Origin of the sequence: Glutamicibacter sp. M10 (assembly GCF_025452055.1) — a bacterium.
Lineage (GTDB): Bacteria > Actinomycetota > Actinomycetes > Actinomycetales > Micrococcaceae > Glutamicibacter.
Map to the genome: position 1 here is coordinate 1,830,393 of NZ_CP104918.1, position 15,321 is coordinate 1,845,713.

Genomic DNA, 15,321 nt, shown 5'->3' on the forward strand with positions numbered 1-15,321 from the left:
CCTGGCGACGCCAGAAGTGTCTTTGAAAGACTACTTCTTGGCGTCGTCTGGCAGTTCTGGTTCTTCTTCTTCTTCGACTGGCTCAAGCTTGGAGACGCGTGGAGCTACACCAGAGTCTTTAGACTCTTGATCTTCCTCCGGCTTGCTTTCTTTGGAGACTGACTCGGATTCACTCTTATCAGTGTCCTTTGCCGACGACTCAACAGCTGGCTTCGAAGCTGCTACCCCAGCACCAGTACCTTCAGCTGCCGGCTTCGCGAGACCCGTCGGCTGTGAAGTAGTGGCCTGATCTTCTGAATCCGAGAGCGCTGAGACCTTAGAAGTATTAATTCGTGGAGTTGTCGTGTCGTTGATGGCCACCGGAGCAGGAACCGATTCTTCTTCAGTCGAAGAATCCTGGACCTGCAGAGCTGGCTTCGCAACTTCAGCCGCAGGCTCCGCAGCAAGGGGACGTGGAGCTTCAACTACCGAAAGTGGCTGGCCACCGAACTCGGCGATGTTGTGATCCAATTCGCGAAGCATTTCGTCTGCTTCAGCAATGCGCTCAGGATCCTTGGAATCCAACGACTTCACTAGCCACTGAGCCAACGCAAATTCGGCGGCTAAAGCAGCACGACGCATGATGTGTGGATCTGCAGCCTTGCCGCGAGCTTCCATGTATGAGGAAAATACTCGGTCAGTAAAGCTCTGGTCTTCGATGGCAGACAACCATGCAAAATCATCGGCAGGGTCACCAACATGCAAATCAGTCCACCCCTTGACGGCGGTGATGCTGGAATGCGAAATCTGTAGTTGTTCCTCGTCAAATGCACCGTGCACAACGGCAGAATTGAAGCGCCAAAGCGCAACGTCTTCCATCGCGTGTTCCCAACGACGCAATAGACCGCTCGGAACCTTGCCGGTAGCAGCTGCGGTGTCTAATTCGTTGAGCTTGCGCTGTCGAATCTCATCAGCGGTGTAGGTGGGTAGGCCAGCAACTTCAACAGCTTCGTCTGGAATCTGATGTATTGCTGCCATGCACTGGCCCAGGGCCTTGGCTAGGTTGCTGCCCTTATCGACCAGCTCATCAAGTGTTGGCACACGTCCGGGCATGTCTTTGTAGACGAAGGTGCGCAGCGTGCCCTGACGGACGGTACCGGCCACCGAGGGAAGCGCAAATGGCAACGACGTACGAACTTTGGCAGAGAAGGCCCGTAAAGCGGAAAGTTCCGCTTCCAAGCGCATGCTTGCTTCATCGTGTTTTGGGGAGCGGACGCGCCAGCGGTGCTTTGCCGCATCGACAATCAGCGCTGAATCAAAATCTTCTGCGTCGTCTGACAGCGCCGCGAAACCAACCGGAGCTAATCCGGGTACGGCGGCTGTTGCAATTGCGGCGAGTTCCATGGCAGAGCGTTTCACATGTTCCACCGTATGCGAGATCGTGACCTTAGCGCTTGAATGACGCACAGAATATGGTGGGATTCACCGCGAACGTTCAGAGTCGAGGGTGATTCTTCTCCATCGTGGCTATCCACACCCGGTTTGAAGTAGGTCAGGTGCAAGGCAAGTGGACTAGATTAGAAGTATGGCCTTGGCAGACAAGTATCGAACTCCTTTAACCGGACTACCTTTTGCAAGTTCGCTCATTGAGCGTCCATTGACAGAACAACCGAATCCGGATCTTCTACGGGAAAAGCTTGCAACAGGCTCGACCAAAGTCATGCTGATCTCTGAGCGAGGCGCCGCAGCAGAGGGAGAAGAGCTCTTTTTCCTCGCCGGCCCTAGCTATGAACCTACCGAGTCAGAGCGTCTGGTCTATCTGGGCACTGCGCAATCAACGGACTATGTGCTTGCCATCGTTGATTCACAAGAACACGCGGACCTTGGCATCGAAAAGTGGTTCACCCTGCGCGAAGCCTTCACCATTCTTCCAACGCTACAAGCTGAGTTACTCGTTGAAGCCCAGGCAATCACCAACTGGATGCGTTCGGAACGGTACTGCCCTAAGTGTGGTTCCGAGGTGCAGTCTTCGAACTCGGGTTGGGGTCAGACCTGTGTTCAAAATGCCCATGAATTATTTCCCCGCACTGATCCTGCAATCATCGCTTCGGTGATTGATAGTGAAGATCGTCTGCTTCTTGGCTCCAACGCGAACTTCAAATCCAAAATGTATTCGGTGCTCGCTGGTTTTGTTGAAGCAGGGGAGTCACTGGAATCTGCAGTACACCGCGAAATCTTTGAAGAATCCGGAGTACTAGTTGGCGACGTAGCCTACCGAGGTTCACAGCCTTGGCCATTGCCTCGATCCTTGATGCTTGGATTCGCTGCCGAAGCACTCAGCGAAGAACTGGTTCCTGACGGTGCCGAAATCAAGGACTTGCGCTGGTTCACCCGAGCTGAACTACGCGAAGATTTGGAATCGGGAACAATTGACATACCTCGTGGCGTTTCAATTGCACACGCGTTGATCCGTAGTTGGTACGGCGAACCCCTTCCGGAGGCCCTGAGCAAGTGACAGAATACGACGTTCCACCAGCACAAGATTTGTTGGCTGGACTGGACGCTGAACAACGGCAAGCAGCTGAGAGCCTCAGCGGTCCTTTGTGTATTCTGGCGGGCGCAGGAACGGGTAAAACCCGTGCGATTACCCACCGTATTGCCCATGGAGTGCACACCGGGATCTACAACCCGACGAGCGTCCTGGCATTAACATTCACCACGCGGGCCGCTGCCGAAATGCGCACCCGATTGCGTCAGCTCGGTGCATCAGGAGTACAGACGAGAACTTTCCACGCCGCCGCCTTGCGACAGCTGCAGTACTTCTGGCCCCAGGCCATCGGTGGAACCTTGCCGAACCTGGTTGAGCACAAAGCACCCATGATTGCTGAGGCAGCGCGAAGACTGCGCATTTCCAGCGACAGGGCCATGGTGCGAGACCTCGCCTCAGAAATTGAGTGGGCAAAAGTCTCTATGCATACACCTGAGAGCTATGCCAAGATTGCTTCCACCCGCGAGATGCCCAACGGTCTAGAACCGGTGAGTATGGCACGAATTTTCCAGACCTACGAGGAACTCAAAGACGATCGCGGAGTCATTGACTTTGAAGACGTCTTGCTCCTGACCATTGCCATACTTGAAGACAACGAGAAAGTCGCAGCCAACGTACGCCAGCAGTATAGGCACTTTGTTGTTGATGAGTATCAGGACGTTTCGCCGTTGCAACAGCGACTTCTTGACCTGTGGCTCGGCGAGCGAAACGAACTATGCGTGGTCGGTGATGCGTCGCAGACGATCTACTCATTCACTGGCGCCCGCCCGGACTTCCTACTGAATTTCGGCGCTCGTTTCCCTGAAGCAAAAGTCGTCAAACTTGTTCGGGATTACCGCTCAACTCCCGAGGTGGTCAACCTCGCGAACAAGGTCCTATCCACTCGCCGAGTCGAATCCAACGTTCCAGACCGGAACGTAACTTGGCCTGAGCCGTTGGAACTGATCGCCCAGCGTGATCACGGAGTTGCCCCTGAATTCTTTGAATGTAGCGACGACGAAAACGAAGCCGAAGAAGTCGCTCAGCGTATCAAAAAGCTGCTCAGCGATGGACAAGACATTTCTGAAATTGCCATTCTGTACCGGACCAATGGGCAATCTCAGGCTTTTGAACAGGCACTGAGTGCACATTCCATTCCGTTTGTGATGCGTGGAGCTGAACGGTTCTTCTCCCGGCGAGAAGTAAAAGAGGGCATGCTCGCCTTGCGTGCTGCGCTGAGCGTGGCTGCAGATACCCCCGTTCCTCAGATGGTCCGTGACATCCTTTCATCTCATGGCTACTCAGCTACTGCACCAAGCGGAGGAACCGGGGCTGTACGCCAGCGGTGGGAATCGCTATCGGCCCTAGTTCGATTGGCCGATGAAGTAGTGGCCCTGAAAGCAGCGCAGGAGACCGAAGCTACTTTGCATGACGTGGTCAAAGAGTTGGAAGATCGTGCCGCGATTCAGCATGCACCGACTTTGGACGGCGTCACCCTAGCCTCGTTCCACGCCGCCAAAGGCTTGGAGTGGGACGCGGTGTTCCTTGTTGGTCTCAGCGAAGGTCTGGTACCGATTTCCTATGCGAAAGACCAGGCCGGCTACGACGAAGAGCGCCGACTGCTCTACGTGGGAATCACCCGTGCTCGCATCCACCTGTTCCTCTCGTGGTCGTTGGCCCGTACGCCGGGCGGCCGAGCTCACCGTTATCCCTCACGTTTTCTAGACGGCATCAAATCGGTTCGTCAGGCGAGCAGCAGGCAACAAAGCACTTACAAAAGACGCGAACAAAAGGTCACGCCCGCGGTGTGCACCAATTGCGGCACCTTCTTGACCAGCGCCAAAGAACGAAAGCTCAAACGCTGTGCTTCTTGCCCTGCGGCCTATGACGAAGCGCTATTTGATAGCTTGCGTGGTTGGCGTTCAGAGGTAGCACATTCCAATTCGGTACCCGCCTTTGTCATCTTCACGGATGCCACGCTCATGGCGATTGCCGAACACCAGCCGGACTCGCTGCAGGGCCTTTCCAAAATTGCTGGTGTGGGCCGCAGTAAGTTGGATCGCTACGGAGAAGCAGTTATTGCTGTTCTGGAATCTCATCGCAGTTAAAAATAGCTTTGGGCCGCATCGCGCAGTGCCAGGGCACAGCATGTAGTTTGGCACCCACGATTGATGTAAAAGGAGCAAGGTTAGTTGCCCGCTTATCCAAGCACCGTTGAATTCGTTGCAGCGGATAACATCCCAGTTCAAATCGTTCGGTCCAAAAAACGACGAAAAACTATTTCCTCGTACTGGCGTGAAAACAAGCTTGTAGTCCAAGTTCCTGCGACACTCGACGAGAAAACCGAACGCTCTTTTGTCGACGAGATGCTGAAGAAATACCGTCAGAAACAGCAGAAAAAAGAACTCGGACAATCCGACTCGGCGTTGGAACAGCGTGCCGCCGAGCTAGATCAGTTCTACTTTGACGGAGCCGCTGCAGCTCAATCTGTCCGGTGGGTTACCAACCAAAACAAGCGTTGGGGTTCGGCATCCTATGCACAACGAACCATCAGACTGTCTTCGAAGCTTCAGCAGATGCCCGCATGGGTGCGCGACTACGTTCTGGTCCACGAGCTAGCGCATCTGGCCGCACCACGGGCAGGACATGGTCCTGAATTTCAAAAGCTACTCAACAGGTTCCAACGTCGCGCAGATGCTGACCTATACCTTGATGCTTTCCATGCAGGCTATAACTCGCACGCCGCAGAACACGGACAGAATGCCGAAGCAATTGACGGATTTGGTCAGGACGACGAAAGCTAGTTAAAATACAATGTCGGGGATGAACGTTATTCGTTCATCCCCGACATTCGCTTACTACTTACAAACTACTTCTGCGGATAATCATCCGCTTCAGGATCGGTTGGATCCTTCGGATCGGTTTCCGGGTCAACATTGTCGAATTCTCCGGAGAGCAACTTATTCAGAGCTGCATCAAAGTCATCAAATTCTTCATTTGCCAATTCACGGCGCTGAGTGAAAGTTGATGGGTCTTTGAGATCTTCTTCGGTTGGCATCAGATCTGGGTGATCCCAGACTGCATCGCGACCGTCGATTCCACGCTCCTCGTGGAGGTGCTCCCACAATGTTGCTGCTTCACGCAGCTTGCGTGGACGCAGTTCTAGGCCAACCAATGAGGCGAATGCCGACTCTGCTGGTCCACCCGAAGCACGGCGTCGACGCATGGTCTCACGCAGGTGTTCAGCGAAAGGCAGGTTTGCGGCGGCCAACGAAACAACGTGGTCAACCCAGCCCTCAATCAGAGCCAGAGTCAGCTCAAGATTTTCTAGAGCCTTGTCCTGCTCGGCGGTCCGCTGTGGAGCGAACAGACCTTCACCGAGTACCGATTGCATCGCTTCAGGGTTTGAAGGATCAATATCTCGCACTGCTTCTTCAATACGGGACATGTCAATATGGATGCCGCGCGCATAGGATTCAACAGCGCCGATGAGCTTCGAGCTGAGCCACGGAACACGACTGAACAAACGGGTATGGGCGTTCTCCCGAAGGATGACGTAGAGCAGCACTTCCTGCTCCGGGATTTCTAAACCGTCGCCGAACTTGGCAACGTTAGTCCCGATAATTCCGGGAGTACCACCGGCCAAGGGAAGACCGATGTCGGTGCCGCCTAGGACGTCAGTAGCCAAACCACCTAAGGCCGTACCCAACTGCATGCCAAACATGCTGGCGCCGAGGTTCCGGAACATTCCGTCGGAATTGCCCAGTATGCCCTTCATCTCTTCAGGGATCTGATCTTTCATGGCTGCAGTGATGGCGGTAGCAACAGACTCAGCAACTGGTTCGGTAACCTGCTTCCACGTCGCCAACGTCTTGTCGTACCAACGCTTGCGAGTCCACGCTTCAGTCACCTGACCGTTGGACTCGAACGCAGTTGAATTGTTCAGCCAGAGATCAGCCAAATTTGATGCGTCGCTGATGGCGCTCAGGCGTGCTGGCGAGACTTCAGGATCATCGCTGGCGTAAGCCTGCAACGCAGTGTCTGAGGCGAGCTTCCAATTGACTGGTCCAGATGAGGCGTTGTTGCTCATCATTGCAGACATCATTGCTTGGGCCTGCTGCATCATTTTTTGCATTGCTTCAGGGTCACCCTGGGCGCCGAGCGCATCGCGCAACTGCGGAGGAAGATTGTTGGGATCAAATCCGCCACCGAAGAGCTGACCAAACATGGCAGAAAGTGGATCCTGCGGGTTGTTATCGTCGTCGTCGCCGTTGGGGCGGTTATTCGGGGGTTCTGTGCCATGCCTTTAAAACTACCGTGCCACGCAAAAAGTTCCCATGAATCTTAGCTTCAGTTCGCTTTCGGCACACTGAATACGCCATATTGCTGATGCCTTTAGACCACAAGGTTCAGTAGGCTAAGAGTGGTGACGTCTGCAAGGCGGATCTACAGATATTTTGATAGTTGGCGGGAGCAAGACCAGTGCACGAACGGGAAGCACAAGACGCGATGGTGGAACGTGACGATAACAGTCATGAACCACGAGGTCCTAAGCCCCTCAAACGATCCAGCGCCGGTGTCATAGCTCTGTTGCTGGTTGGCGTAATGATGTTCTTGCCAACGAATTTTATGATTCGTTCGCCAGGCCCAGTCTTTAATACTTTGGGCAAAGACGAGGGTAAAGACGTCGTCTCTATCGAGGGCGCAAAGACGTACGCATCCGACAGCGAACTTGATCTGCTCACTGTTTACGTCCAGGGTGGCGGACAAAACCGCGTCACAATTCCGGTTGTTCTCGAAGCAATGCTCAATCCGACCAAAGATGTCGTGCCTGAAGAAACCATCATGGCTCACAACACCTCGTCGCAGCAGCAAAATGAACAGAACGACATGATGATGACTTCATCCCAAGACTTGGCCATTGCTGCGGCCATGACCGAACTTGGCTACGACTACAAAACTTGGTTGTCCGTTGCTGACTTCTCAAATGAGCTCAACTCTAAGTTGTTGAAAAAGGGCGACCGATTGCTCAAATACAACGGCAAAGACATTTCGTCCCTTGAAGAGTTGAAAAAACAGCTCAACGCCAATGGTGAGAAGCCCGCAACGTTGACCGTGGGTCGAGCCGACAAGCAGGGCGACTACAAAAATGTTGATGTCACAGTCAAAACCGAAGCAGCCGACAACGGAGACCGACAGCTCGGCATCTTCTTAGGAACCGAACATAAGTTCCCTATCGGTGTGAAATTTGGACTCTCAAACGTTGGTGGACCAAGCGCAGGCATGATGTTTGCGTTGTCCATCATTGATCGACTGACCGAAGGATCTTTGGCGGGGAGCACCACGTAGCCGGCACCGGCGAGATCGCGGCTGACGGAACTGTCGGACCTATCGGCGGAATCGCTCAGAAGATGGTCGCTGCCAAGAAATCCGGAGCAACGATCTTCCTAGCGCCGGCAGATAACTGCAATGAAGTAGTAGGACGTGTGCCCGATGGCCTGAATGTCCTGAAGATTTCGACTCTTTCAGAAGCACATACTGCTTTGGAAAAAATCGCAGATGGTCAAGATCCATCGACTTTTGCGACATGTGAATAGATTTAGCCCTGCGTCAGGGGAAGAATGTGACGCAGGGATCAAAAGCTTGTACTCGCTCGTTCAAGATTTAGGTATACGAGTTCTACGGCTCTCATCAGCTTGTGGGACCCAAAGTAAGGAATAGATAGTGTCATATGGATCGGATAGTCCGTTCGGGGGCCCGCCAAGGCCTCGTGAACCGCAACGACCTTCCAGCCCCTCAGGCAAGAAAATTTCGCCGTTGACCTTGACCATCTTTGCGGTGGTAATCATAGTTGCGGTGTTCGTCTTCTTGTCCAATTTCTATGCGGACATCCTTTGGTTCAACCAGCTTGGATTCTCGCAGGTCTACTGGACTGAGCGCGTTTCGAAGCTTGTGATTTTTGTGATCGCCTTGGCTTTCATGTCTATACCCATGTGGTTCTCCATGCGCAGTGCCTACAAGCACCGCCCGGTATATGCACCTAACGCGGGTCAGCCAGACACCATGTCGCGCTACCAAGCCCAGCTGGAACCAATCCGTCGCTTCTTGATGGTTGGCATCCCGCTGGTTGTTGGCATTTTCGCGGCGGTGGCTGTCGCCGGACAGTGGAAGACTGTTTTGCTCTTCTTCAACCAGGTCCCTTTTGGAAGTAACGACCCTCAGTTCAACATGGATCTGGGCTTCTTTATTTTCTCGCTTCCTTTCATTGCTCTGATCAACGGCTTCCTCATCTCTGTCGTTTTGCTTAGCGGTGTAGCCGGGCTGTTGACTCACTACCTTTACGGAGGAATCCGTGTAGAAGAACGTGGTGGCATCACTATCGGTAAGGCCGCTCGCGTTCACGCTGCGGTTGTTGCGGCAGTGTTCTTGGTCTTGCAGGCAGTGAATTTCTGGATTGGCCAGTATGAGACCCTGACTGATCAGTCCGGCCGTGTCGCCGGCGCACTGTACAAGGATGTACACGCTGTAATTCCTGCGAAGATGATTCTGGCGATTATCGCTGTCTTGATTGCGATTGTTTTTGTTATCGCTGCGGTTAACGGACGTTGGCGTTTGCCACTGATCGGTACTGCCATGCTGGTGGTCACCATGATTGTGGTCAGTGGCGTTTACCCATTCTTGGTTCAGCAGTACAAGGTTGTTCCATCCCAGCGTGAACTTGAGCGCAGCTACATTGATCGGAACATCGAAATGACGCGTCTTGCCTATGGGCTAGACGATGTTGAGACCACTGATTACGATGCCAAGATTTCCACGGAGAAGAACGCGCTGGCCGAGGAAACCTCGACCACTGCCAATATTCGACTTCTTGATCCGAACTTGGTCTCCACCGCGTTCGCTCAGCTTCAGCAGTTCCGTGGTTACTACACGTTCCCAAAGAACCTGAATGTTGATCGCTACAAGGTTGATGGCAAGGTGGAAGACACCGTCATCGCCGCCCGTGAAGTTAACGTGGATCAGAACGACACCTGGGTTAACCAGCACATTAACTACACCCACGGCTATGGACTTGTTGCTGCCTACGGTAATCGTGTGGCCGCAGGTGGTCGACCTGACTTCATGCTCGGTGGTATTCCTACCTCCGGTGACTTGATCACCGATAAGGACTACGAACCACGTATCTACTTCGGTGAGAATTCACCTGAGTACTCGGTGGTTGGCGGGCCTGATGAGGGCTGGACCGATCAGGAACTTGACCGTCCAGGTACCGGTGGTGAAAACCAAGATACGCGTTACACCTTTACCGGCGAAGGTGGGCCAAACATTGGCAATATGTTTAACCGCCTGGTTTACGCACTGAAGTTCGCATCGACCGACTTGCTGCTCTCTCAGCAGGTTAATGAGGAATCCCAGATCCTTTACGATCGTGACCCTCGCGACCGTGTGAGCAAGGTAGCTCCATACCTGACCTTGGATTCCAGTGCCTACCCGGCCATCGTTGATGGGCGTGTTCAGTGGATTGTCGACGGGTACACCACGTCAAATGACTTCCCTTACGCACAGCAGAAGCAGCTGGATTCGGCGGTAGCCGATTCGCTGACCAACGCTCAGGACCTGTCCTTGAGTGGTCGTGTCAACTACCTGAGGAACTCAGTCAAGGCCACCGTTGACGCCTATGACGGATCGGTAAAGCTTTACGCCTGGGACACGGAGGATCCAATTCTGAAGTCTTGGCAGAAAGTCTTCCCAACCGCAATGCAGCCGCTGGAAGACATGTCAGCGGACCTGATTGAACACGTCCGCTACCCAGAGGACATGTTCAAGGTTCAACGAGAAGTACTGACTACCTATCACGTGGACAACCCTGACGCATTCTACGAATCTAACGATGCGTGGGCTGTTCCGGATGATCCAACATCCTCTACCGCGGGTGTAAAGCAGCCTCCTTACTTCATGTCATTGAAGATGCCAACGCAGGATCAGGCCTCGTTCTCACTGACCTCGACGTTCATCCCTGCAGCAGCGTCCAATGGGCAACAGCGAAACGTGCTCTTTGGATTCCTTTCAGCCTCGGCTGATGCAGGTTCTACTGCCGGCGTGAAGTCGGAGAACTACGGCAAGCTCAGACTGCTGGAGCTTCCACGTGACACTGCCGTACCTGGTCCAGGCCAGGCGCAGCAGAACTTCGATACCAACACCCGTGTCACGCAGGAACTGAACCTGCTGCGTCAAGGTGCTTCCGAGGTCAAGAACGGTAATCTGCTGTCCTTGCCTGTCGGTGGCGGTATCCTCTACGTTCAGCCTGTCTACGTTCAGTCTTCCGGCCAGACAAGCTACCCAACGTTGCGTAAGGTCCTCGTGTCCTTCGGTGACCAGGTTGGCTTCGCCGATACCCTCGCGGAGGCTTTGGATGAAGTCTTCGGCGGTAACTCAGGTGCAGTGACCGGTGAGAATGAAGGTGTCTCACCGGATAAGGATGCACCGGAAAGTGAAAAGGCGCCGACTCAGTCTGACGCTCAGAAACTTTCCACCGCGCTTTCGGATGCTAACAAGGCCATCACCAAGGGTCAGGATGCGCTCTCTAAGAGCGACTTCGCTGCCTACGGTGAAGCTCAGAAGCAACTGCAAGATGCTTTGAACCGCGCTATGGAAGCTGACTCGTCCATCAACGGCACGGACGTCGATGGAGAAGTGAAGCTGGACGACAACGCAGCCAGCGAATCTGCTGAGCCGTCGCAGCCTGCTGAAGGCTCGAATGGCTAACCAGTAGGTAAGCTCACCGATTTGCTTTCGCCCCTTGATGATGCAAGAATTGTCTAGTCATCGCGGGGTGGAGCAGTTCGGTAGCTCGCCGGGCTCATAACCCGGAGGTCATAGGTTCAAATCCTATCCCCGCCACGAAAGTGGAAATGGAGATCCGAAAGGGTCTCCATTTTTCGGTTTAAGCATCGGTGCTCTTTGAGCGGCTGGGTGCGGGAAAATAGCCTGCGATCAAGGTCACTTCGCTCGATTGGCTATTGAGTTCATCAGTTGGTAATGTTGTATTTACCGACGCGGGGTGGAGCAGTTCGGTAGCTCGCCGGGCTCATAACCCGGAGGTCATAGGTTCAAATCCTATCCCCGCCACGAAAGTGGAAATGGAGATCCGAAAGGGTCTCCATTTTTGGTTTAACGAGATTGACCTAATCTTGTTGGGGGCAGGGGAGCGGCCGTAAAAGCCCTCTTTTAAGGGGTGACAAAGGCCACTGGCTCTCAATTGGCCAAGTCATTCACTGATTGGTATTGTTGTATTTACCGACGCGGGGTGGAGCAGTTCGGTAGCTCGCCGGGCTCATAACCCGGAGGTCATAGGTTCAAATCCTATCCCCGCCACAAAAGTGGAAATGGAGATCCGAGAGGGTCTCCATTTTTGGCTTAACCAAAGATGGTGTGTCACTGCGCAGCAGCAACACACCATCGGAACTAATCAGCTTGTCAGCGGTTAGCCTTCAATTGCTCCGGTCTGCTTAGACTTCAACGCAGCGAGACGAGCTTCAACCTCGGTCTGCTCACCTAAGTCCTCCAGCGATTCAAACTGGGCGTCTAGACTCGACGAGGCAAGTTCAGCAGCACCGCGAACACGAGCTTCTTCACGACGGACCTTTTCTTCGAAGCGTCCGATCTCGCTCGACGGATCCATGATGTTCACGGCCTTCACCGCTTCATTGACCTGATTCTGCGCCTGGGCTGACTTAGAACGCGCGGTCAGTTCATCACGCTTGCTAGCCAGCTCGGTGCGCTTCTCCTTCATCTGGTTCAAACCAGTCTTCAGCTTCTCAACAATTTCACGTTGAGAGTTGATGGTAGGTTCAGCAGACTTCATCTCCGACTCAGCCTGAATCTGACGCTGGATGGCAACCTTAGCCAGGTTGTCGAACTTCGAAGCGTCGTCGCTCTTGCCTGTTGCACGGAACTCATCGGCTTTGTTGGAAGCAGCTAGAGCCTTGTTGCTCCATTCGGAGACGGCCTGCTCATCTTCTCGGTAGTCATCCTCCAGCATGCGAAGGTTGCCGATGGTCTGCGCAATTGCTTGTTCCGCTTCAGCAATATTGTCGTTGTAGTCGCGGACCATCTGATCCATCATTTTCTGTGGATCTTCAGCTGAATCCAGAATTGAGTTGATGTTGGCCTTGGCCAGTTGTGAAATGCGTCCGAAGATTGATTGCTTGGTCATGATGTGACCTTTCTGTTCGTCAAAATATCGCTGGTACTTCAATACTGCTAGTCAAACAATTCGGGAAGGACTAGAAGTCCCCTCCGCCACCTCCGCCGAAGTCACCCCCTCCGAAGCCGCCGCCATCGCCGCCGCCGAATCCGCCAAAGCCACCGCCGCCGAAGAAACCGTCGTTGCCACCTGAATGACCGCCTCCGCCGTGCCCGCCACCGAGGATTGTATTGATCAGGATGCCGCCCAAGACTGCGCCTCCGACACCATCAAACATTCCGCCGCCACGACCGCCACGGCCATAGCCGCCCATGGAGCCAGCGTTGCCGAAGCCATCACCGAAGCCACTAACGTCGCTTTCGGCCATCTGCGCGGCCTGGTCAGCAAGCTGGATGGCTCGTTGTGCAGCGGCGACCGCTCGTCCCGGATCGGTGCTGGCTATTGCGTGGGCTTCATCGAGTGTTCGTTGTGCCTCGGCAAGTCGAGTACGAGCCGATGACCGGACGCCACCACGACGGGCACGAATGTAGTCTTCCGTACCGCCGATGCGAGATGCTGCGGTATGCAGAAGAGACTGCAGCTGATCACGGGAAGCTTGGTCCTGTTGCGCTTGATCTCGTAGTCGCAACAGCGACTGGTTCAACGGCTTGGATGCATCATCAAGCAGAGTGATCAGGGCCAGCGGGTTGTACTTGCCGCCTGCTACCGCTTGCTGCGCACTGGTCAGTGCACTCTCAACGCCGGCAATAGGACCAGCCAAATCGGAACTAGTCCCGGTTGCGAAAGTGGCTTTGGCCTGAGCAAGATCGCGTTCCGCTAAGGCTATGGCTGCCTTGAGATCTTGTTCTGCTTGCTCCAAGCCCGCACCAGTTTTGGCAATTGCTTCAAGTAGTACGCCGGCCTGATCCTGTGCTTCCTCAGCGTTCTGCACTAAGACGGCGGCTTCGGAACGGCTAGTCGATAACTTCTGTGAAGCCTGCTGCAGTGCTGAGGCTGCGAAGGTCAACCTTTCGCCTGCCTGATCAGCGTTGTCCTTGACCTGACTTACAGCGCTGGCGTCATACGTAGCGGACAACCGCTCAAGGTCACCGACTCGTGCCGAAAGACGCTGATTCAGTGGTTGCTGATTAGCAGTCAACTCTGAAATGCGTGACTCGGCGTTTTGCTCCAGCTGACGAAGTTGTTTGAATTCATTGGCGTGCTCTTGCAAGGAGCGATTGACTTCCTGGCAACGATTAATGATCTCGGTAAGCCATGAACGCTGGTCGGCTTCGGTATCCGGGATATCATCGTCCAGCTGTTGTTGCAGCCTGAAGGATTCAGTCAGATGTTCCTTGGCCTTAGCTAGATCCTGAACGAAGACCTCAACGGACTGCTTTCCGTACTGTGCTTCTGCAAATCCGAGCTCTTGCTGTGACGAACGAATTGAATCATCGGCAGCAACCAATAATTGGTCAGCCTGTAATCGAAGCTGTTCTACTGGAATCTGCGGCTGCTGCGCTGGAGCGCCGGGCATGCCTGGGTAATTATTCTGCTGCTGTCCGGGCAACGAACGGGAGTTCTTCTTGCCACGGCGAGAAAGGAATAAGAATCCCGCGACGGCTACGGCGGCGACCAACAGCAAGACAGTAAGCAATGTGCCACCGAAACCAGTGCTAGCAGAGGACTCGCTTGAGCCAGTGCTGGCTCCGCTATCGAAATCGCGGATGGCCTCTACAGCTCCTTCAGTTGCGCCGGCCCAGTCAAGGTTGCTGAGCGCAGGAGCGATATCTGAACGGTAAAGGTCTTGATCGGCGGCAGCCAGCGGCCCGCCTTCAGCTCCACTGAAATACGCTTGGCGAGTTTCGGTCGCGACGACCAGAATGGCGGAGGAATTACCCATGCCCTTCTTTTCAGCCACAGCCTGTGCCCACTTCGCAGCTTCAGTGGGATTGGAAAATTCATCAACGTAGATGGCAAAGAGACTGATTCCGGTGTCGACCCGAAGCTCCTTGATTTCGCTTTCCAAGCGGGATTGGTCTGATCCGAGGACTCCGGAATTGTCTATGACAAAGTCGCCAGCTGGAATAGTAACCGGGGACTCGGCCATTGCCGGTGCGGTTACACCTAGCGAAACTATCGATGCGACAATTGCACCAGTGATCATTTGTCTAGCTTTTATACCCATGTCTTGTTCCCGCCCGAAAAGCTAAGTCAAACTAAGATCGAGTTGTACCCGACCTGGTGGATCCAATGATTGGATTCACACTTAGGATTGATTCTATTTGGCCTAATGAAGCACGTCTATGACATTCAGCTTGCAGATTACTTAACTCACAGGAAGCACAAAGTCATCACAATTCGATGCCACAGACCAGAGCAGAATAATAGAACTCAAGAGAAACGACAGTTCGAAAGAGGCAAGCCATGAGCCAGACCCCGAATGAGCCACGCGAAGAAAACTTGGGTGATTCCGCTAGGCCATCAAATGATCCGAGCAGCGCGGGCGCTGGCTCCAGCGAGCCGACCGCTCGGTACCCACACGTAAACGAAGACGCAAATTCCAACCTGCCAGCGGATGACGGAAATCAAACCTCTGCTCCATACACTCAGCCAATCAGCGCTGCTCCAA

10 protein-coding genes and 3 tRNA genes are annotated in these 15,321 nt (G+C 53.9%); 9 read left to right on the top strand and 4 right to left on the bottom strand.

Translation table 11 applies throughout. The annotated features are described in order from the left end of the window. Window positions 1-30: 30 nt before the first annotated feature. Window positions 31-1,383 (bottom strand): phosphotransferase, encoded by a 1,353-nt coding sequence (locus N6V40_RS08995; protein ID WP_262197374.1) that lies wholly within the window; start codon window positions 1,381-1,383, stop codon window positions 31-33. A 316-nt stretch (window positions 1,384-1,699) separates the two neighbouring features. Here N6V40_RS08995 and nudC point away from each other — a divergent pair, with 316 nt between their 5' ends. From nudC to N6V40_RS09010, 3 genes are all read left to right on the top strand, one after another. Further along, window positions 1,700-2,494, top strand: coding sequence for an NAD(+) diphosphatase (gene nudC, locus N6V40_RS09000; protein WP_262197375.1), 795 nt, complete (start codon window positions 1,700-1,702; stop codon window positions 2,492-2,494). Continuing rightward, on the top strand, window positions 2,491-4,614 hold the full coding sequence (locus tag N6V40_RS09005) for an ATP-dependent DNA helicase UvrD2 (RefSeq protein ID WP_262197377.1): 2,124 nt from the start codon (window positions 2,491-2,493) through the stop codon (window positions 4,612-4,614). The genes nudC and N6V40_RS09005 overlap by 4 nt, the downstream gene beginning before the upstream one ends. A gap of 84 nt (window positions 4,615-4,698) precedes the next feature. Beyond that, on the top strand, window positions 4,699-5,310 hold the full coding sequence (locus tag N6V40_RS09010; RefSeq protein ID WP_131088609.1) for a M48 metallopeptidase family protein: 612 nt from the start codon (window positions 4,699-4,701) through the stop codon (window positions 5,308-5,310). Window positions 5,311-5,375: 65 nt separating this feature from the next. On the opposite strand, the gene N6V40_RS09015 is transcribed toward N6V40_RS09010, so the two are convergent. After that, window positions 5,376-6,734: a zinc-dependent metalloprotease gene (locus N6V40_RS09015; protein WP_262197378.1), complete on the bottom strand. Its 1,359-nt coding sequence runs from the start codon at window positions 6,732-6,734 to the stop codon at window positions 5,376-5,378. Window positions 6,735-6,988: 254 nt separating this feature from the next. Here N6V40_RS09015 and N6V40_RS09020 point away from each other — a divergent pair, with 254 nt between their 5' ends. The 6 genes from N6V40_RS09020 to N6V40_RS09040 all read left to right on the top strand — a co-directional run bounded on the left by N6V40_RS09020 (window position 6,989) and on the right by N6V40_RS09040 (window position 11,878). Further along, the gene (locus N6V40_RS09020) at window positions 6,989-7,855 is read left to right on the top strand and encodes a YlbL family protein (RefSeq protein WP_262197379.1); all 867 of its coding nucleotides are present in this window, start codon (window positions 6,989-6,991) and stop codon (window positions 7,853-7,855) included. Window positions 7,856-7,896: 41 nt separating this feature from the next. Continuing rightward, window positions 7,897-8,103 (top strand): hypothetical protein, encoded by a 207-nt coding sequence (locus tag N6V40_RS17680; protein WP_396268645.1) that lies wholly within the window; start codon window positions 7,897-7,899, stop codon window positions 8,101-8,103. 127 nt (window positions 8,104-8,230) lie between these two features. Further along, window positions 8,231-11,269, top strand: coding sequence for a UPF0182 family membrane protein (locus N6V40_RS09025; RefSeq protein ID WP_396267630.1), 3,039 nt, complete (start codon window positions 8,231-8,233; stop codon window positions 11,267-11,269). 61 nt (window positions 11,270-11,330) lie between these two features. Continuing rightward, window positions 11,331-11,404, top strand: a tRNA-Met gene (locus N6V40_RS09030). Window positions 11,405-11,558: 154 nt separating this feature from the next. Continuing rightward, window positions 11,559-11,632, top strand: a tRNA-Met gene (locus tag N6V40_RS09035). A 172-nt stretch (window positions 11,633-11,804) separates the two neighbouring features. Further along, window positions 11,805-11,878 (top strand) — tRNA-Met (locus N6V40_RS09040). A gap of 109 nt (window positions 11,879-11,987) precedes the next feature. On the opposite strand, the gene N6V40_RS09045 is transcribed toward N6V40_RS09040, so the two are convergent. Both N6V40_RS09045 and N6V40_RS09050 read right to left on the bottom strand, forming a co-directional pair. Next, entirely contained in the window at window positions 11,988-12,719 is a 732-nt protein-coding gene (locus tag N6V40_RS09045) for a PspA/IM30 family protein (RefSeq protein WP_262197382.1), read from the bottom strand. Window positions 12,720-12,789: 70 nt separating this feature from the next. Next, the gene (locus tag N6V40_RS09050; protein WP_262197384.1) at window positions 12,790-14,856 is read right to left on the bottom strand and encodes a TPM domain-containing protein; all 2,067 of its coding nucleotides are present in this window, start codon (window positions 14,854-14,856) and stop codon (window positions 12,790-12,792) included. Window positions 14,857-15,321: the final 465 nt, after the last annotated feature.